The sequence below is a fragment of the Atlanticothrix silvestris CENA357 genome (genome assembly GCF_016056295.1).
In the GTDB taxonomy this organism is placed as follows: domain Bacteria; phylum Cyanobacteriota; class Cyanobacteriia; order Cyanobacteriales; family Nostocaceae; genus Atlanticothrix; species Atlanticothrix silvestris.
The window spans coordinates 1-19,393 of sequence record NZ_JAECZB010000002.1; the positions used below are offsets into that span (position 1 = coordinate 1).

15 protein-coding genes and 2 pseudogenes are annotated in these 19,393 nt (G+C 41.5%); 10 read left to right on the forward strand and 7 right to left on the reverse strand.

Annotated elements, in window-relative coordinates:
• Positions 1-1,355: 1,355 nt before the first annotated feature.
• A complete protein-coding gene (locus tag I8751_RS01270) occupies positions 1,356-2,333 on the forward strand; it encodes a DUF1517 domain-containing protein (RefSeq protein WP_214437363.1) in 978 nt (325 codons plus the stop codon).
• 227 nt (positions 2,334-2,560) lie between these two features.
• Here I8751_RS01270 and I8751_RS01275 read toward each other — a convergent pair whose 3' ends face one another.
• Positions 2,561-2,992, reverse strand: a complete 432-nt coding sequence (locus tag I8751_RS01275) for a hypothetical protein (RefSeq protein WP_214437364.1) — start codon at positions 2,990-2,992, stop codon at positions 2,561-2,563.
• A 56-nt stretch (positions 2,993-3,048) separates the two neighbouring features.
• The gene (gene cobU, locus I8751_RS01280) at positions 3,049-3,597 is read right to left on the reverse strand and encodes a bifunctional adenosylcobinamide kinase/adenosylcobinamide-phosphate guanylyltransferase (RefSeq protein WP_214437365.1); all 549 of its coding nucleotides are present in this window, start codon (positions 3,595-3,597) and stop codon (positions 3,049-3,051) included.
• A 252-nt stretch (positions 3,598-3,849) separates the two neighbouring features.
• Between cobU and I8751_RS01285 the strand changes: the two genes are divergently transcribed.
• On the forward strand, positions 3,850-4,653 hold the full coding sequence (locus I8751_RS01285) for a hypothetical protein (RefSeq protein ID WP_214437366.1): 804 nt from the start codon (positions 3,850-3,852) through the stop codon (positions 4,651-4,653).
• A 175-nt stretch (positions 4,654-4,828) separates the two neighbouring features.
• Here I8751_RS01285 and I8751_RS01290 read toward each other — a convergent pair whose 3' ends face one another.
• Positions 4,829-5,008, reverse strand: coding sequence for a hypothetical protein (locus I8751_RS01290; RefSeq protein WP_214437367.1), 180 nt, complete (start codon positions 5,006-5,008; stop codon positions 4,829-4,831).
• Here I8751_RS01290 and I8751_RS01295 point away from each other — a divergent pair.
• The 5 genes and pseudogenes from I8751_RS01295 (at position 4,998) to I8751_RS01315 (ending at position 9,512) form a co-directional block, all read left to right on the forward strand.
• On the forward strand, positions 4,998-5,930 hold the full coding sequence (locus tag I8751_RS01295) for a glycosyltransferase (protein ID WP_214437368.1): 933 nt from the start codon (positions 4,998-5,000) through the stop codon (positions 5,928-5,930). The two genes, I8751_RS01290 and I8751_RS01295, sit on opposite strands and share 11 nt — an antisense overlap.
• An 11-nt stretch (positions 5,931-5,941) precedes the next feature.
• A complete protein-coding gene (locus I8751_RS01300) occupies positions 5,942-6,880 on the forward strand; it encodes a glycosyltransferase family 2 protein (protein WP_214437369.1) in 939 nt (312 codons plus the stop codon).
• A gap of 54 nt (positions 6,881-6,934) precedes the next feature.
• Complete coding sequence (hpsU, locus tag I8751_RS01305) at positions 6,935-7,498, forward strand: hormogonium polysaccharide biosynthesis acetyltransferase HpsU (RefSeq protein ID WP_214437370.1); 564 nt, start codon at positions 6,935-6,937, stop codon at positions 7,496-7,498.
• A gap of 579 nt (positions 7,499-8,077) precedes the next feature.
• A complete protein-coding gene (locus I8751_RS01310; RefSeq protein ID WP_214437371.1) occupies positions 8,078-8,848 on the forward strand; it encodes a pentapeptide repeat-containing protein in 771 nt (256 codons plus the stop codon).
• A 43-nt stretch (positions 8,849-8,891) separates the two neighbouring features.
• Positions 8,892-9,512, forward strand: a pseudogene (locus I8751_RS01315) (TenA family protein).
• Positions 9,513-9,677: 165 nt separating this feature from the next.
• On the opposite strand, the pseudogene I8751_RS01320 reads toward I8751_RS01315, so the two are convergent.
• The 4 genes and pseudogenes from I8751_RS01320 to modA all read right to left on the reverse strand — a co-directional run.
• Positions 9,678-9,881: pseudogene (locus I8751_RS01320) on the reverse strand (ISAzo13 family transposase); the annotation flags it as partial.
• A gap of 315 nt (positions 9,882-10,196) precedes the next feature.
• Positions 10,197-10,889, reverse strand: a complete 693-nt coding sequence (locus tag I8751_RS01325) for a PEP-CTERM sorting domain-containing protein (RefSeq protein ID WP_214437372.1) — start codon at positions 10,887-10,889, stop codon at positions 10,197-10,199.
• A 307-nt stretch (positions 10,890-11,196) separates the two neighbouring features.
• Positions 11,197-11,778 carry a DUF642 domain-containing protein gene (locus I8751_RS01330; RefSeq protein ID WP_214437373.1) on the reverse strand — a complete coding sequence of 194 codons (582 nt, stop codon included), beginning with the start codon at positions 11,776-11,778 and terminating at the stop codon, positions 11,197-11,199.
• Between the two features lie 61 nt (positions 11,779-11,839).
• Positions 11,840-12,643: a molybdate ABC transporter substrate-binding protein gene (modA, locus tag I8751_RS01335; RefSeq protein ID WP_225893895.1), complete on the reverse strand. Its 804-nt coding sequence runs from the start codon at positions 12,641-12,643 to the stop codon at positions 11,840-11,842.
• 526 nt (positions 12,644-13,169) lie between these two features.
• Between modA and ilvD the strand changes: the two genes are divergently transcribed.
• From ilvD to I8751_RS29390, 3 genes are all read left to right on the forward strand, one after another.
• Positions 13,170-14,855: a dihydroxy-acid dehydratase gene (gene ilvD / locus I8751_RS01340; RefSeq protein WP_214437375.1), complete on the forward strand. Its 1,686-nt coding sequence runs from the start codon at positions 13,170-13,172 to the stop codon at positions 14,853-14,855.
• Positions 14,856-15,162: 307 nt separating this feature from the next.
• Positions 15,163-15,549, forward strand: a complete 387-nt coding sequence (locus tag I8751_RS29385; protein WP_225893896.1) for a hypothetical protein — start codon at positions 15,163-15,165, stop codon at positions 15,547-15,549.
• 24 nt (positions 15,550-15,573) lie between these two features.
• A complete protein-coding gene (locus I8751_RS29390) occupies positions 15,574-19,296 on the forward strand; it encodes an ExeM/NucH family extracellular endonuclease (RefSeq protein WP_318780275.1) in 3,723 nt (1,240 codons plus the stop codon).
• Positions 19,297-19,393: the final 97 nt, after the last annotated feature.

Here is a 19,393-nt window from a genome sequence, read left to right on the forward strand (position 1 = left end):
TGTAATACATAGATTTTAAAAAAATATTAACCATATTTTTCTGAACCAATAAATTAGCAAGCTTTAAATAATATTTTATGACATTCAATATAGAGATATTCTTATTATTTATGTGAAGTGTTTGTTAATTGTATATTTGACTCATAATTTGCCATCTTTGAAAAAGATATTCCGATAAAAATAGCGATGAAGAGTTAAAGATCGGCAAATTTATTTAAATAAATTAAAAATAAACTGCTACAAAAATAACTAAAAGCAGATTCATTTTAATAGATTATCTTGAATCAGTATACGTGTTGTGCCAAAATGCCAAAAAGCTAGTAATTGTGGTACTTAATCCATTATTATCTTGTCAAATTCGAGTGTTATGTATTGAGCAGGAAAAGACAGTACTATGACAATCATAATGATTGCTGATTATTCGATCAGGATGATGAAGAAGGGAAAAGGGGAAGGGGGAAAGGGGAAAGGGAACCCCATGTTTAAAAATAGGCGAAGTCTTCCGGACAGAGGATTCTGCCCAAAGAGCTTCGCGCGCTTTATACCATCTGGGGAAAAATTTTAACTTTAATTTCTTTACCCCTTATACCATTTCACTAAAAATCTCATACAGATGTAAACCCTGAAAAATTTGCTGCATCTAAGTTCTTTAATTGCGAATTGCGAATTGCGAATTGCGAATTGGTATTACCCTTTACCCCCTCTTGGTAACTAACTTTCAAAAGTACTTATTAACAGAAATGCTTGGGGTTATTCACTATTGATTATTAATTAGCTAAATATTTATAATTTTGTAGTTTAAATTACTAATTTACATTGTTAAACGTGCTGTTCACTCTACACTATAAATTTATTCAAGAAGATAAATTGGTGGATGCACAAGTTTGGAGCTAATACTACCTTCTACAGATAATCATAACTAAAAATATCTCTAAATACTAAGTTATAGATCATGGCGATCGCAGTAAATGTTAGTCAAAAATATAACCAGTAATTGTAAATGTCTTTGATTACTCAAAAATCAAGTCTCAAAATAATACTCCAAAATTTGTGCAATTAGGTAGTTGAATAAGTATCTTCAGACATAAATAATTAATTAATTCCAAAGTTCTCACGATAGGGAATACCTTCTAAGGTACGGTTATCTACTACAGAAATCCCCCCTGCGCTTGCTGTCCAACCAAGATCAGACGCGGTAAATTGGATATGTAGCCGTCAAAGATGAATGTTACAAAAAGCTACAACCAATCAAAAACTCGCTGACTTGTTGCGGGCTAGTACAACTCACACCCCGAAACATCCTTGCCAGCATGGGAAGCAACCATTAGCAATACCATTTTTCAAGCGACTGTGCTATGCGTAAAAAACTACAACAAACAATCAAACCGCTGTTAAAAACTTTCTTTGTGCTAAGTCTAATTTTAGGCTTAGCGTTGAGTCATGCCGATGGAGCCTTAGCTGCCCGTGGTAGTGGTGGTAGAATTGGCGGCGGATCATTTAGAGCGCCTTCTAGCCGTACCTATGCGCCTCCTGGCGGAGGGGGATACTATCCTGGTGGTGGGGGATACTATCCTGGTGGTGGTGGTTTTGGCTTTCCTTTTTTAATTCCCTTCTGGGGTATTGGAGGAGGCTTTGGTGGTCTATTCAGTATCTTAATTTTCTTAGCGATCGCTAATTTTTTACTGCAAACTTTCCGCCGTGTCGGTGGTGGTGAAGAAGAAGTAGCTTACAGCAGCAACCCTTCTGTTTCTGTAACTCGTTTGCAAGTTGGTTTGTTAGCTCAAGCTCGTGATCTGCAAACTGAACTCAATCAAATTGCCGAAGTTGCCGATACCAATTCTCCCCAAGGCAGAGCAGAAGTTTTGCAAGAAGTTAGCCTAGCTTTGCTGCGCCATCCAGAATACTGGGTATATGCAGGTGGTGGTACACAACAAGCAAAGTTAAATTCAGCTGAATCTCAGTTTAACCGTCTGTCACTAGCAGAACGCAGCAAATTTAGCGAAGAAACTCTTTCTAACGTCAACAACCAGCTGAAAGAAGCTCAGAGAAAAGATGCTTTACCCGCTGCTGGTGAACTCGACAATCCAACTCGTTTAATTGCTGAAGGCCCTGGAGAGTACATTATTGTCACCCTCTTAGCAGCAACCCTAGGCAAGTTTGAAATACCAACAATCAATAGTGCTGATGACTTACGTCAAGCCTTGCGGCAAATTGGTGGTATGCCCAGCGAGCAACTTCTAGCAATAGAAGTTCTTTGGACTCCTCAAGCTGAAGGCGATACCCTGACATCTGATGATGTCTTGGCGGAGTATCCTGATTTGAATTTGGTTTAACGTGAGTTCGACAAGTCTTATTTGACCTCTCCCCCAACCCCTCTCCGACAAGGAGAAGGGAGCAAAAAGCTGAATTTTTCGTTGGCTCCTCCCTCTCCGAAACGGAAAGGGAGGGAGTGAGTGAGAGGTTCATCGAACTCACGTTGGTTTAACCGCGAGTTGTCTAAGCAACACAAAGCACGGTAGCACAGCTACCCTGCTATATTTATATTCACTATTCTTAAATCTCAGTTGTTTGTAGGTGATTGGGCATTCGCAAGGCGATCGCGAATTGCTGATAGTTGTTCTTTGGTACTAACTGGATTTCTGGGTGCTGGCAGTTCGGTATTAGGCCAATTGGGTAAATCATTGCAAGGACACAATAAAGCCGGCATACCCACGTTTCGCATAGCTACTGGCATACTGCAACGACTGCAAGGCGCTAGTTCCCATGTCGGCATTAATAACTCAGCAATGGTTTCATGAGTACCTTCTAGGTAACAGTCACCAGATTCAGGCAAAAGAATTTTCTGCCAGCAGGTTTCAAATTCATCGCTATAACGATCACCTTGGAATACTGGTTGGGGCAAAAAGCTTGCCTTACCATTATTTGTTACTACCTTCTTCCCTAGCTGAAACCAGTAGGCAAGATATTTTTTTACTTCTTGTTTAGTTGCCATACCATAATTTTAAATTTTAGATGGGCATTTTTGGGTTTTGAATGCTTAATTTTGAATTAAGACTTTGGTGCTGGCAAAGGTGAACCAATAACGCTGAGATTGAGAACATGTCCACCTGTAACTAAATAGACAACCTCGCAAATTGTGCCTAACTGACGTACCAAAGAACCCAAGCGATCGCGGAATCTCCTACCTAGAGGATAAGCTGGTACTACGCCCCAGCCTGTTTCCTCCGCTACAAATAGCATATCAGCAGCAACTAATTGTACTGTTTCTAAAAATTCTGACAGCGTATTTTCCCAGTCCACCTCATCTTGTTCCAAAAGATTAGCGACCCAAGTTCCCAAAGAATCAACTAAAAGACAGGTATTTGGCTTGGCATCAGCAAGAGTAGCAGAAAGTTCCATTGGCACAGAAAGTGTTACCCAATCTTGGGGACGGCGTTGTTGATGTTTATGAATACGTTGATGCCACTCTTCATCCGCTGGGTTTTCAGTAGCTGTTGCTACGTAAACAACAGTTTTTCCTGATTGCATTGCCAAGATTTCTGCCCATTCACTTTTACCTGATCTCGCTGGACCTGTGACTAAGATAACTTTACCCACAGTTGTTTTCTGTCTCCTGATTACTTTCTACTACAACCGAATGCAACTTCAAGTATTAGTATCTTGAAATTGAAGTTGTAAAACTAGACATAATTTTTTATTTCAGTCATGAGATAGTTGGGCGTAAATAACTTTTAAGAGATAAAATTAGCACCAGCATTGTTTATGCCAAAATTGGCAAAAGCTAAAATCCCAACAACCCCATAAGGAATTATTCCACACTATTGGGGACAGCAAATTCAGGTTATTTTTATGAAATCAGGTATAAAACGCATTGAAGCAACTCTACACGATTTAGGGAATCGCAGTACAGAAACCACCGAAACTGGCGATACCACTAAGCGGCCTTTCTCTTTTAGAATTAGTGTGGCAACTAGTGAAAGTGCAACAGATATAGATAATTCAGCTGACAAGGAAATCAAGACATTAGATCTAGAGACAAATTCCCCAAGTGAATATGCTCCTGAGCAAAATTTATTTCCCCAGCATAGCTCCGTACAAACATTTCCTGCACAAGATAGCGGTAACAAAACACCCAGCCTACCAAAGTTCAAAAATCCTACCTTTAGTAGCCATCGCCACGGAGCTAATCCAGCGTTAGCAATGAATATCTTGCAAGAAATTCAAGAACATGTGGCTGGGTGGCAAACAGAATTACAAACAATCTTGCAGCAAATACAAGATATTTATTTAGAAGGCCCAATTGTCAATGGTTGGTTAGAGTCCAATCCCCAAGAACCAGAACAGGGAGGAACAGCAACACTGCGCCATGCAGAAGTTGACCGCCTCATGGACTATGTAGAAGAAATTTGCACTACTAGCGGTAAGGTATCTTATCAATCTTCTCGGACTGGTTATCGCCTCTGCGGTTTGGATACTTCTGGTAAAGTCTGGTCGCGTCCCTGTCCACCAGAGCAATTACCTACTGTGAGTATGGCAATTGCCCGTCACCAAAAATTACGTCAACTTTTGGGTCGCAAACAACACTTAGAAGCTCACCTAGGTCAACTGGCTGAAACTTTAGTGGTTTTACACAGTCATATCCAACAAATTTGAAGTTTTCATGGGTATTTCCGAAAAAACGCGGTTGGTGGGTTGCAAAATTTTGGTATAGATTAGCAGGCAGTAGGCGATTATTGGATGTTGCCATTAATAAATAGTCAGTTGTCAGTGGTTAGTAGTCAGTAGTAAAGCGAAAAATCTGTTGGGGGATAGTCCCCCAGAGAACTTTTCAACAAGATGTTTTAAGACCACGCACAAGGGGAAAGGGAACATGAGGAGTGTGGGAAGCACGGGAAGATGGGAAAGAGATGGCGATAACTGACCACTGACCACTGACAACTGACAACTGACCACTGACAACTGACTCGTGTAGCGTAATCAAATTTACAACCCATCCTATGCCAGACACCCAAATCTCTGCCATTATCTGTACTCACAATCGAGATACCTATTTAGGCGCTGCAATTGATAGCCTTTTGGCGCAAGATTTTGCAGCTAGCTTTGAAATTGTGGTAGTGGATAATGGATCTAGCGATCGCACCCGCGAAGTTGTAGAACAAAGGGCGGGCAATTCTCGGCTAAAGTATGTCTATGAACCTACTATCGGCTTATCTGTAGCTCGTAACACTGGCGCTAAAGTTGCTAAGGCTGAAATTCTCGCTTATTTAGATGATGATGCAGTAGCTAGTACTCACTGGTTGCAAGTTTTGGATTCTGCTTATCAAAATAACTCTAAACTAGCGATCGCAGGTGGCAAAGTCACCCTTTTGTGGCCCCAAGGTATTCAACAACCGCGATGGTTATCTCCTGGACTAGCTGCCAATTTGGGTGCATACGACTTGGGAGACAGCATGACATATATCGAACAACCAGGTTTAACTCCCAGAGGTTTAAATTATTCTATACGCCGCAGTTTTCTAGAAGAAATTGGTGGTTTTGATCCTCATTTGGGGCGGGTGGGAAAAAACTTGTTATCCAATGAAGAACTGCAAATGACCGAGTTTGCCCTCCAGCGGGGTTGGCAAGTTGCTTATCTACCTGAAGCTTTAGTCGCTCACAATGTAGCTCCAGAGCGTCTCAAACGCTCTTGGTTTTTAAATCGAGGCTGGTGGCAAGGAATTAGTGAGTGCTATCGAGAACAACTTGCCGGTAAAGCTGGTATGGGTCAATTGCAGCGGGGTGGCGAACGATTTTTACGAGGCTTATATAAGGCATTACAATATTTTTCTGACCCAGCGGAACGCTTTGACAAACTTGTGTATGCTTATGGTCAAGTGGGTTATTTAAATGCTGCTATTCAAGGTTTGTTGTTTACATCAAATAAGAAATAATCAATAATAATATGTTATCTAAAATCCCAGTTTCTGTACTTATTCCTGCAAAAAACGAAGAAGCAAATTTACCCGCTTGTCTCACTAGTGTGCAGAGAGCAGATGAAGTATTTATTGTAGATTCTCAAAGTACTGATAAAAGCGCCGAAATTGCTCAAAAATACGGTGCAAATATCGTGCAATTCAACTTCAATGGGCGTTGGCCGAAAAAGAAAAATTGGTCTTTAGATAATCTGCCTTTTCGCAATGAATGGGTGCTGATTGTAGATTGTGATGAGCGCATTACTCCCGAATTGTGGGAAGAAATTGCCCAAGCAATTCAAAATGAGCAATACACAGGCTATTACCTCAATCGCCGGGTATTTTTCTTAGGAAAATGGATTCGCCACGGTGGTAAATATCCAGATTGGAATCTACGCTTGTTTAAGCATAAACTAGGGCGCTACGAAAACCTGAATACTGAAGATATTCCCAACACTGGGGATAATGAAGTTCATGAACACGTTATTTTATCTGGACAAGTCGGGTATCTCAAAAACGATATGCTCCATGAAGATTTTCGTGACCTTTTCCATTGGTTAGAACGGCATAATCGTTATTCCAACTGGGAAGCTCGTGTGTATTTCAATTTACTAACAGGTAAAGACGACAGCGGAACCATTGGTGCAAATTTGTTTGGTGATGCAGTGCAACGCAAGCGCTTTTTGAAAAAAGTATGGGTGCGTTTGCCCTTTAAACCACTTTTGCGATTTGTTTTGTTTTACGTTATTCAACGTGGTTTTTTAGATGGCAAAGCTGGATATATTTATGCACGCCTGCTGAGTCAATATGAATACCAAATTGGAGTCAAATTATATGAATTACGCAGTTGTGGCGGTCAACTTAATACAACTACATCTAAGTCTGTAACCTCATCTCTAACTCAGGAAATTGGGCAAACAGTAAGTTAGAGCAGGGGAGCAGGGAAAGTAGAAGAATAACAACTAACCACTGACTAATAACTAATGACAACAGACAAACCTTTTGTAGACTTACGCAAGTATGACCAATCTTGGTTTGATCGAGGGCGTTCTGGTTGGTATATTTTGTTATGGTGGTTGGTGCAGGCGATCGCTTTTCCCTTGACTCCTCAGCCTTTAAGTATATTGCGTTGCTCTCTACTACAGTTATTTGGCGCTCGTATTGGCAAAGGTGTATTAATTCGACCTACCGCCCGCTTCACTTACCCTTGGAAAATCACCATTGGCGACTACAGTTGGATTGGAGATGATGTAGTTTTATATAGCCTAGATGAGATTAACATCGGTGAACATTGTGTAATCTCCCAAAAAAGTTACTTATGTACTGGTAGCCATGATGTCCAAGACCCTGCTTTTGGGTTAAAAACAGCAAGTATTACTATTGGTAATGGGGCGTGGGTAGCAGCAGATTGTTTCGTGGGGCCAGGAGTGGAAATTGGAGCTAATGCTGTGATTGGCGCTCGTAGTAGTGTTTTTACTTCCATGCCTCCTGGACAAGTTTGCTTAGGAAGCCCCTGTCGCCCACGGTATTCAAGGCTAAGAACATAGTCAAGTTCTTCTCAAAGCGCAGTTTTGTAGTAAACGCCTAGGAACAGGCTTTTAATTACCTTTAATCAAGGTTTTTGATGTTTTATAGTGACAAGCATCACTAAAGTGTTGGATCTAAATCACTGACGCTAGTCTCTGCGATCACTTAGATTCTCTGGAAAATAAATTATACCTTTAAGGTAACAGAACTGGGTGGTTGTGAGGAGGTGATTATGATGTGGGAAAAACTTTCGCTGGCGGCTATTTTGACATTGAGCCTGAGCTTGTTTACACAGATGAGTTGGCCATCTTCAAGTCAGAGAACGAAAAATATCAACTTGCCTGACCAAGGAATTTTTGCCCTAACTCAACTTTATAAGTAATATGTAGCGCTTGTGAGTTGTATGCAGTACATTCCTCTCGTAGCGAAAAGGAACTAAGAGCTAGGGGTTAGGGGTTTAGAGTAGTGTATTCCATCCATATAAAACTGCTATAGGTAACTACAGAGGGCAAATTACTCAAATTACTCATATCATAGGCTGAAGTATAAATCTGTTAGTCCAGTTTGAGTATTGAGTAAGAAATATTGCGACAGCGAATATGAAAAGGCAAATTTTAGCAATAGCCGCATTTTTAACCACAATCAGCGTTACAACATCCGTCCAAGCAGCGAATTCTGAACAACTTAGACAGTTATTAGCAACGAAAGAATGTCAAAACTGTGACCTCAGTGGTGCAGGTTTAGTCATGGCTGACTTATCTGGAGCTAATTTAAGTGGTGCTAATCTTACAGGTGCTAACCTCAGCCGTGCCAATTTAAGCAGTGCTGATTTGCGGGGCGCTAATTTGAGTGGTGCTGGTTTATTTGGCGTTAACCTGAGCGAAGCTAAACTCAGTGGAGCAAATCTAGCAGGTGCTGATTTAAGAAATACTTATCTCACAAATGCAGAATTTACTAGTGCTTATCTAAGTGGTGCTAACTTTCAAGGTGCAGTGGGTATACCATTGCAAATTGCTACACCAGATGAGTTTTATGCTTGGGGCGTAGCAGAGGCGCAAAAAGGCAACCAACAACAGGCGATTAATTATTTTAATCAAGCGATCACAGCTAAACCCGAATATGCTGGTGCTTATTTAGCTCGTGGTGTAGCTAGGTATCAGATATTTGATCGCCAAGGTGCATTTCAAGATGCTCAAATTGCTGAAAAACTGTTCACATCCCAAAGCAACGACCCTGGCATTCAAACAGCACAGGCTTTTATGAAAGAATTGCAAACACCTTATAGCGATAAAGTGAGTACTGGTAAACCTAGTTTCTTCGACTTTGTAGGCAGTCTTGGCTCAGTGTTGCTACAATTTATGCCTTTTTAAAAGCTGAATGACAACTGACAACTGACAACTGACAACTAACTTAATGACTTTATCCAGCGAATTGTGGGCAGCAAATCAAGATTTAGCTCAAGCTTGTCTAGAACATCCTTTTGTTCAAGGCATTGCTAACGGTACACTTGAGCAAGCGAAGTTCGCCTATTACGTCGGGCAAGATGCTTTTTTCTTAGAAGCTTTTGCCCGTGCTTATAGCATCGCCGCAGCTAAAGCACCAGACTGGTTAGGTTTCACCACATTTCATCACCTAGCTGCGGGAGTTTTAGAAGAACTGCGGCTGCATGAGAGTTATGCTTTACGGTGGGGAGTTAATTTGCAATCTGTAGAACCTGGAAGCGCTACCCGCCGCTATACTGATTTTTTGTTAGCTACTGCTTGGGGTGGGGATGTAGGTTTAACAGCTGCGGCTATGTCTCCTTGTATGAGTCTTTATGCTTTTTTAGGAGAATAGCTCGCTAGTAATGGCATTCCTAATCATCAGTATGCTGAGTGGATTCGTACTTACAGCAGCGTAGATTTTCAGCCGTTGTCGAAGCAATTAGCAAGCTTGGTTAACAATTACGCTACAGGTAATACCTTAATTCACTCAACTTATCGTTATGCCATGTTCTGCGAACGTGACTTTTTCCAAGCTGCATGGTTGTTGTAGAAGTCTGTTTGAAATTGAATTTTTGGCATTGCATAATTGGGACTTCCAAAGAATAAATTATTCCAAGAAAAACAAGAGACAGGTTTTCTCAAGAATGATAATCATTTTTTCTAGCTCATCTAAAATGCTGCCGTTCCAATGATTTTCTAGTATTGCCCATGTTCTTTCTATGCAAGTAATACCACTTTCTAATTCTCTCATTCCTTTCCTAATAGTATCTCGATTCCATCCTAATTCTGATTGTGCAAGCCTTTGCCCTCCTAAACCTAAGCCCTGAACTGTCTGTGCCATAAATTTACGTTTTGCTGCACCTTTTAATTGAGATGCAGTTCCAATTAACAACTTTTTGAGAGAATCAGTTAATACTATAGCCACCAGTTACCACACTCAAAAACAAGCATCATTATTCAAATTACTACAAAAGGGGAATGAAGGGGCTGCCGTCGGCAGCCCCTTCATTCCCCTTTAAAATGATTATCATTATTGTTAATGGAATAGTTTATTTTCTGGAAGTCCCTAATTGCGGAACGATTTACCGGGCTACGCCCCGATTTTCTACGAAACGTATGTAGCGACTATCTTCAAAGTCGCTACACAGATTCTTTTGCAAGTGTGTGATTTGTGCAGCGTCGCCCGATAAAGGTTTGGGTAATGCCTGTGAGAAATGTGGGTGAAATTGTTATCTTATTTACTTGACTTGATATTAATAGCCAACCGCTTTTTCTTTAGCCAAATTCCTAATGAAACTGCAACTGCTATTCCTCCAATAGTTGATGGCTCAGGCACAGGTTTTACACTCACATTATCCAAGTATAAAAATGCGTATTTATCAACATTCCCAAACTTTAACTCTGTGGATGATGCGTCTGCCGTGAAATTGAACTTATATGGCGTATATGGTTGAAAAGAAATGTTGTTTTGATCAAAAATCTTATTTCCATCTACAAATGTTTGGAACTGATTATCAAGATCAGGGGACTCTGCTATAGATGCTAAATAGTAACTAAGTTCGTATTTTTGCCCAGGTTGTGTAGAAAGCGTCTGTGATATGTAGCTTAGGTCTACAAATCCACCAAGTGATAAGCCCTGATTACCACTTTGAGGAAAATTACTAATTCTAGTTCCTGATGCATTGATCGCATCACCAATCTTAGTCCATCCTGTAACATTAGGATTTGCAGTATCGGGATTATTAGGATCTACAAGAGGATCGAGTTCAAATCCTCCGTTAAAAACAAGCTCTTTAGGATTTAAAACATAGTTGGGATCGTATTGTGCTTGCGCTACTGGAATATAAATACCAGTAATCACAGCAGTACTGACTAAAGTAGTAGTAAAACTAAAAGCAATAATTGAAAGTTTTTTAATTAGCTTCATGAAACTTGACTCCAAATAATTCCAACTCACGACAATTACAACAAGTTGATGGTTTCATCTATGCTGGCTCTAAGTAGTCTCAATAAAATTGGACACTTGATTTTGGTTTATAAGAGTTATCTATTGATATGAATAGTGATTCATCTACTCAAGACGATCTCTCTATAAACCCATGATGGAGTTTTTTAATTAGATTAATTTCAATCGCATTATCGATACTATAGAGCCAGATATTGTTTGGGCTTATACCTATGGTTTAGTCATACCCATCATCTATGACTTAATTCGCATAGTTTTATCTTTGATATTAAAGTGTAGATTTGACACTCACATCATCCAAAAATAAAAACGCATCCTTAGCTATGTAACCAAATTTGATCTCTGTGGATTCTCCTTTCGCTTTGAAAGATATGGTGTATTTCGTGTAGGGTTGAAAAGGAGTATTCTGATTGACAAAAACCTTCTTTCCACTAATAAAAACCTGAAATTTATTCCTCAGATCAGGTGGTTCCTCTATAGAGGCGAAGTAGTAACTAAGTTGGTAGTTTTGACCCTTAACTGTAGGGATAGTCTGTGATACGTAGCTAATGTCTGAAAACCCACTCAGTGATAAACCTTGATTACCAGTGTTAGGAAAGTTACTGATTCTAATACCTGATGTATCCATTGGGGCACCAGACTTAATCCAACCTGTAATATTAAGATTTGGAGCAGTGGGATCATTAGGATCTACGAGATCGTCGTTTTCAAAGCTTCCGTTCGTAATCAGTTCTTGTCTTTCTCCTTCTGCTTGTGCTATTGATTTATAAGTATTGGTAATCACAGCAGTATGAAAGAAAGCAGTGATCAAACTACAAACAATAATTGAGAGTTTTTTAGTGAACTTCACAAGACATGACTCCAAATAGTTCAAAATTCATGACAACGACTAATTGATTTACTTTGGGTGATTAAGGCAGAATAAACCCATAAGTATTTTTGAAGATATTTTGGGCAGTACTACTACTTAAGTAACTAGAAAAACTCCGTGCCGTTGATAAAACTGTAGTTCTGGTGAGTATACCCAGTGGATAGACGATAGTCTCGCTGTCTGTTGTCAGAGCAGTATCTGCGATTCTTACTTTGTTAGAAATAAGAGCATCGGTTCTGTAAACAAAACCTGCATCAATAGCCCTACTTACACCGCCAGATACAAGAGTTTTGTTTTCAACAGCAGTTAAAACGTTACGCACATTGCTTGTACGGTATAATTTAGAACTAACACTATTAAAAATACCTCGCTTGGTAAGAACTTGTCTGGCATAATCCCCTGCTGGCACAACTGGCGGAGTACCTGTATAGTCGCCTATCGCAATGCCTCTAATATTGGCATTGGTCAAACCATTGATGCTGTTGAGAGCAGCAGTGCCAGGACTAGGAGATGTCGTCGGAGTAATCAATACTAGACGGTTTCTGACAATGTTTTTACGGGTACCTGCAACCAATTTACTTGGGCTTGAATTCTGCAAGACATCTATTTGGTCATTGGCAGCAGAAATGAAAATATCTGCCGTGGCTCCTGCTTGTATTTGGCTCAGTAAAGTACCAGAAGCACCAAATGTATAAACAATATTGACACCTGGGTTAGCATTTTGGTACTGAGTCTTAATGGCATTGAGTGCATTTGTCAAGCTTACAGCCGCATACACATTAAGTGTGGTTACGGAACTTGCTGGCGATAAATAGATAAACTGCAAGCCTATTACCAGCATCATGCTGGCAACTGCCGTAGTAATCCAAGCAATAAGTCTTCTTCTGTTCATAAGTTTGAGAAAAATGTTACCTGCGATGTCATCATTCGCCTAATCAATCCTGAAAACAAACAACTCATCAGAATGGTAAAGGCCTTTCCAATGATCAGAATTTATTCTTTTTCAGTAGGATTACGTAAAAAGAGGTAAAACAAATAGAATGATGAAAGTTTACCAGTTAAATTGGTAATAGCCAACTATTTTGGTATAAAAACCCTGACAAAAGGTATTTAAATTGTTGTCATTTAACTTTTGAGGTAAGCTTTTGATGTGGCGATCGCCTTTTTTAATAAGCTTTAAAGTCTTGTCATTAAAGCTTTATGGTAAAAAAAATCTATAAAATTCACCTCTTTCAATCTCTCTGCAATTGAAGCTTAATTATTACCAACTTGTTACCAACTGAGACTAAAGCTCTATTGTGCCGCCTATGCATGAGAAAATTAGGTAATACAATCGCAACAATTGCGATGATGGCAGGGAAGGAAAAAAGATGTCGGACAATTTGAGAAGCCAAGTTGTAACGCAAGGAGTGCAGCGATCGCCTAATAGAGCTATGCTGCGTGCAGTTGGTTTTAAAGATGAAGATTTTAATAAAGCCATTGTCGGCATTGCCAATGGTTACAGCACGATTACTCCCTGCAATATGGGGATCAATCAACTGGCACAAAGGGCAGAAATTGGCGTAAAAAACGCTGGGGCGATGCCGCAACTATTCGGCACAATTACTATTAGCGATGGCATTTCAATGGGTACTGAAGGGATGAAATATTCCCTAGTGTCACGGGAAGTGATTGCAGACTCAATTGAAACTGCCTGCACAGGGCAAAGCATGGATGGTGTGCTGGCTATTGGTGGTTGCGATAAGAATATGCCAGGGGCAATGATTGCGATGGCAAGAATGAATATTCCGGCTATCTTTGTTTACGGCGGCACGATTAAACCCGGACAATACAACGGACGAGATTTAACCGTTGTTAGTTCTTTTGAAGCAGTTGGTCAACGCAGCGCTGGTAAAATTGATGACGATGAACTATTAGAAGTCGAACGTCGGGCTTGTCCTGGTGCTGGTTCTTGCGGTGGCATGTTTACAGCTAACACCATGTCTTCGGCTTTTGAAGCTATGGGGATGAGTTTACCTTATTCTTCAACAATGGCAGCAGAAGATGCGGAAAAAGCCGACAGTACAGAAAAATCGGCATTTGCCTTAGTCAAAGCCATCAAGAAGCAAATCTTACCCCGTCAAATTATTACGCGCCAATCTATAGAAAATGCCATTTCTGTAATTATGGCAGTAGGTGGTTCCACAAATGCAGTCTTGCATTTTTTGGCGATCGCTCGCGCGGCTGGTGTAGAACTAACTTTAGACGATTTTGAAACTATCCGCGCTCGTGTCCCTGTTTTGTGCGATTTAAAACCCAGTGGTCGATATGTAGCTACAGATTTGCACAAAGCTGGTGGCATTCCTCAAGTGATGAAAATGTTACTTGTGCATGATTTATTACATGCAGATGCTCTGACCATTAGTGGTCAAACAATTGCAGAAGTCTTGGCAGACATCCCAGCAGAACCATCTGCTAACCAAGATGTAATTCGTCCTTGGAATAACCCGATGTATGCTCAAGGACATCTAGCCATTCTGAAGGGCAATTTGGCAACCGAAGGTGCTGTTGCCAAAATTACCGGAGTGAAAAAGCCAGTAATTACTGGCCCCGCACGAGTGTTTGAATCGGAAGAAGCCTGTTTAGATGCAATTTTGGCAGGTAAAATCAAAGCTGGTGATGTTCTTGTCATTCGTTATGAAGGGCCTAAAGGTGGCCCTGGTATGCGAGAAATGTTGGCTCCTACTTCCGCAATTATCGGTGCTGGTTTAGGCGATTCTGTCGGATTAATTACTGATGGGCGTTTTTCTGGCGGTACTTACGGTATGGTAGTGGGTCACGTTGCTCCCGAAGCGGCAGTTGGCGGTGCGATCGCTCTTGTACAAGAAGGCGATAGTATTACCATTGATGCACCAGCTCGTCGATTACAGTTAGATGTATCTGATGAAGAATTGGCTCGTCGTCGTGTCAATTGGCAACCACCTGCACCACGTTACACTAAAGGCGTGTTGGCGAAATATGCCAAGTTGGTATCTTCTAGTAGCCTTGGCGCTGTAACGGATTTGGACTTGTTTTAGTCATTAACTCTGGAATAGAAGCAGAATGTTTCCGGCTTTACTTTTGGGCGGAGACAGACTGCTTCTTTCGTTATCAGTAAATACAATCGCATTGTTAGTCAATACAATCACATTGTTAGTCAATACAATCACATTGTCAGTATTTATAAATACTTAGCAAATTTACCTATTCTTAGTCTCTTATTAACTTTAGTTCATTAAAGTTTGAGTGTTTATTGACACGAATAGAATTTCTGTGCATTGAATCTCTGCATCTTACACAAAAATATTAAGCACGGTACGCCCTATTTCAACATAGGTCGACACTTTGTGCATTCTACTTGACACTTTTGCAAATGGTAATGCAGCCGATATGCCTGTGTTGCGTGCTTCCGATTTAACAGCATTGAATACTAACCAACGGTACGTGAGTTCGACGAGTATTGTTCTGACCTCTCCCCCAGCCCCTCTTCTACGAGGAGAGGGGAGTAAAACCATTATTTTTCCGCGCCTTTTAGGAGAGGGAGACCGGGAGGGAGAGGTCTGTCGAACTCACCTTAACGGTAGTTTTGAATCGATTGTGGAAGTGCCAGAGTCTCTAAGCAACTCCGCCCAGATTCAATTGCTGGTAGATAACGGCGATACCGTTTGGTACAACAACGGCACAATTTCCAAAGACTTAGCTCAAGATAACTTCCAAAAATTCCGCAGTTAAACCATTACTTTAGGAGATGCGATCGTGGCTTTACCAGCAGGTGCAATTTCTCTCAACACCCCATACTTCCAAGACTTTAATAGCCTCAGTACTGCTAACACAGCTTGGACAAATAATCAAACTATTGCAGGTTGGTACACTAACCGAACCACAATCAATGCCGGCACTGGTTCTAGTAACACTGGTAGTCTTTACAGTTTTGGTGCAGCTAGCAACTCAGATCGAGCTTTAGGTTCAGTTGCTTCTGGTACTACTACAACTATTTTATACGGCGCGCGTTTCTATAACGACACTGGCACTACCTTAACATCTCTCTCCATTAGCTATGTTGGCGAACAATGGCGTAATGGTGGCAATACAACACCACAAAAACTAGACTTTGCCTACCAAATTGGAGCGACTAGCGTCAATTCTGGCACTTGGACTGATGTTGATTCCCTAGACTTCACAGGCCCCGTTGCTACCACCCCAGCAGCTGCTTTGAATGGTAACGACAGCAGTAACCGTGTTAGTCTCTCCGGTAATATTACTGGGTTCTCCCTAGCTCCTGGTGAAGAAATTTGGTTGCGCTGGAGTGATGTGGACGATGGTGGTGCTGATCATGGGTTAGGAATTGATAACTTACAGGTTTCTACCGTTGCCTTACCTGGTGTCACCTTAATTGAGTCTGGTGGTAGCACTAACCTCACCGAAGGCAGTGCAACGGATACCTACACCATCGTGCTGAATACCCAGCCCACAGCAGATGTCACTGTCACCATCACCCCCGATTCCCAAACTACAACTAGCGCCACTAGCCTTACCTTCACCCCGGCTAACTGGAATACACCCCAAACAGTGACAGCGATCGCAGTTGATGATGACATAGTAGAAGGCACACATACAAGCGTTATTACTCACACAGTAACTAGTAGCGATACCAGCTACAACGGAATTAACATTGGTTCAGTCAGTGCAACTATTACTGATAATGATGTTCCCCTCACCATTACCAAAATTCACCAAATTCAAGGTAGTAGTGCCGCCTTTAACCCTAACTTTGGTGGTATTCGCACAATTGAGGGCGTTGTTGTAGCGGCTTTCCCTGGTGGTTCTGGGCTGAGTGGTTTCTTTGTTCAAGAAGAAGATGCAGATGCCGATAATGACACCGCAACTTCCGAGGGTATTTTTGTTTTTGACCCCACAGGACAGTTCTCTGGTAGCGTTGGTGATCAAGTCCGGGTAACTGGAACTGTGAGCGAATTTACTAGCGGTACTAGCAGCCTCACCCAATTATCTCAAGTCAGCAGCGTCATCAACTTGGGTGCAGAAGTTCTACCCACAGCCACTAACATTCAGTTTCCTGTAACTAGCGTTGCAGAGTTAGAACGCTATGAAGGGATGCTGGTAAACGTCAGCGCCGCCAGTGGCGATTTAACTGTTACTGAACATTTCCAACTCGGTCGTTTTGGGCAAGTTGTACTTTCAGCAACTGATGCTAGCAACCAACTTGGTACAGACGCGAGACTAGAACAATATACTCAATTCAATGACCCCAGTGTTGCTGGCTACTCTGCTTATTTAGATGAAATTACCACACGACGGATTATCCTCGATGACGGTAGAGCCACGCAAAACCCTGAGCCAATTATCTTTGGTCGTGGTGGTGAACCTTTAAGTGCTACTAACACCCTACGCGGCGGCGATACCGTTGCTAACATTACTGGTGTTTTAGACCAACGTTTTGAAGGTTATCGCGTTCAAACCTCTACTGGTGTAGACTTTACCCCAGCTAATCCCCGTCCAGAAGCAACACCCGATGTTGGCGGTACCCTCAAAGTTGCCAGCTTTAACGTTCTTAACTACTTCAACGGTAACGGTACTGGTGGCGGCTTCACCAGTCCTGAACAACGGGGTGCAGAAAATTTAACTGAGTTCAACCGTCAGCGCGACAAAACAATTGCTGCCATCTTAGGATTAAATGCCGATGTTGTAGGTCTGATTGAAATCGAGAATGATGGTTACGGTGCTAATAGTGCCATTCAAGATTTAGTCAACGGCTTGAATGCTGTTGCGGGTGCTGGTACTTATGCCTTTATTAATCCAGGACTTCCTCAGTTAGGTACGGATGCGATCGCTGTTGGTTTTATTTACAAACCCGGTAATGTTACCTCAGTAGGTGCAGCAGTTACAGTTCCTGATGGCTTTGGTCAAAGTGCATTTGATAACAATAACCGTAAACCTTTAGCTCAAACTTTCCTCCAAAACTCGACTGGTGAACAATTCACAGCCGTAATTAATCACTTCAAATCAAAAGGTTCAAGTTCTGGGAATCCTGGTGATGCTGATGCTGGCGACGGTCAAGGTTTATCTAATGGTACGCGGACTCGTGCTGCTGAAGATTTGGCAGCATGGTTAGCGACAAATCCCACAGGAAATACTGACGCAGATTACCTAATTCTGGGCGACCTCAACGCTTACGCTCAAGAAGATCCAATCAAGGCTTTGGAAAATGTAGGATATAACAACTTAGTACCAAATACCTCTTACTCCTACGTTTTCGATGGTCAGTGGGGTTCCTTAGACCATGCTTTAGCCAATGGTTCTTTAACATCACAAGTATCTGGCGCTGCTAAGTGGCATATTAATGCTGATGAACCCAACGTCCTTGACTACAACACCAACTTCAAATCAGCAACACAGATCAACAGCTTATACAATCCTGATGCTTTCCGTTCCTCAGACCATGACCCAGTGGTTGTGGGGCTGAACCTGAATACTGCCCCTGTAGCCATCAACGACATCGCTATTACTGATGAAAATACTGCCATCAACGTTAATATCTTGGCTAATGACAGTGATTTCAATAGTGATCCTCTGCAAGTAAGTCTGGTATCTACTTCCGCTAACGGTATTGCCGTTCTTGATGACAATGATACGCCGAGCAACTTTGCTGATGACTTTATTATTTACACCCCGGATCTCGGCTACGTCGGTAATGATAGTTTTACTTACACTATCAACGATGGTAAGGGTGGTACTGCCACCGCATCCGTTGCTGTGACTATCAAAGCTGTCGGCGGTGGGATTGTTGGCACTTCTGGTGACGATAACCTCATCGGTACTACGGGCAATGATATTATCCGGGGTCTGGGTGGTAATGATACCTTGAGGGGTGGTAACAGTAACGATATCTTGTATGGTGGCGATGGCAATGACCTGTTGGAGGGAGGAAATAGTAACGATACTCTCTACGGTGACAGAGGCAACGATACCTTACTCGGTGGTAACGATGGCGATATCTTGTATGGTGGTGATGGCAATGACTACCTTGATGGCGGTAACGCAAACGACACCTTGTATGGTGGTGACGGCAATGATACTTTAATCGGTGGTAATGCTGATGATCTGCTAATTGGTGGTAAGGGACGCGATTTATTGACTGGCGGTAACGGCAGCGATCGCTTCATTCTGAGTGATACTTGTATTGGAGATTTTGATACGATTACTGACTTTAAGGTTGGGCAAGATACAATCTTGATCTCTAAGTCAGAGTTTAAACTTAGCCAAGTCTTGGGTACACTTGATCCTGGTCTATTCCGTCTTGGTAGCAGTGCGATGATAGGAAGCGATCGCTTGATCTACGACCAAACTACAGGTAGTCTGTTCTTTGATGAAGATGGAGTTGGCAATCTTGCAAAAGTTCAGATAGCTCAGTTATCTAATCAAGCTGCGATCGCTAGTACCAATATTACTGTGGTTGCATAGCTTTCATACAAGTATTGTTGAATCTTTGACAATCCCACGGATAACTGCGTTAGCGTAGCCGTGGGATTGTTAGTTTTAAATTAATCCTTACATTTCC

Coding starts and splice junctions, on each gene's coding strand:
- I8751_RS01270 (WP_214437363.1), top strand. CDS start 1,356: ATGCGTAAAAAACTACAACAAACAATCAAACCGCTGTTAAAAACTTTC.
- I8751_RS01275 (WP_214437364.1), bottom strand. CDS start 2,992: ATGGCAACTAAACAAGAAGTAAAAAAATATCTTGCCTACTGGTTTCAG.
- I8751_RS01285 (WP_214437366.1), top strand. CDS start 3,850: ATGAAATCAGGTATAAAACGCATTGAAGCAACTCTACACGATTTAGGG.
- I8751_RS01295 (WP_214437368.1), top strand. CDS start 4,998: ATGCCAGACACCCAAATCTCTGCCATTATCTGTACTCACAATCGAGAT.
- I8751_RS01300 (WP_214437369.1), top strand. CDS start 5,942: ATGTTATCTAAAATCCCAGTTTCTGTACTTATTCCTGCAAAAAACGAA.
- hpsU (WP_214437370.1), top strand. CDS start 6,935: ATGACAACAGACAAACCTTTTGTAGACTTACGCAAGTATGACCAATCT.
- I8751_RS01310 (WP_214437371.1), top strand. CDS start 8,078: ATGAAAAGGCAAATTTTAGCAATAGCCGCATTTTTAACCACAATCAGC.
- I8751_RS01325 (WP_214437372.1), bottom strand. CDS start 10,889: ATGAAGCTAATTAAAAAACTTTCAATTATTGCTTTTAGTTTTACTACT.
- modA (WP_225893895.1), bottom strand. CDS start 12,643: ATGATGCTGGTAATAGGCTTGCAGTTTATCTATTTATCGCCAGCAAGT.
- ilvD (WP_214437375.1), top strand. CDS start 13,170: ATGTCGGACAATTTGAGAAGCCAAGTTGTAACGCAAGGAGTGCAGCGA.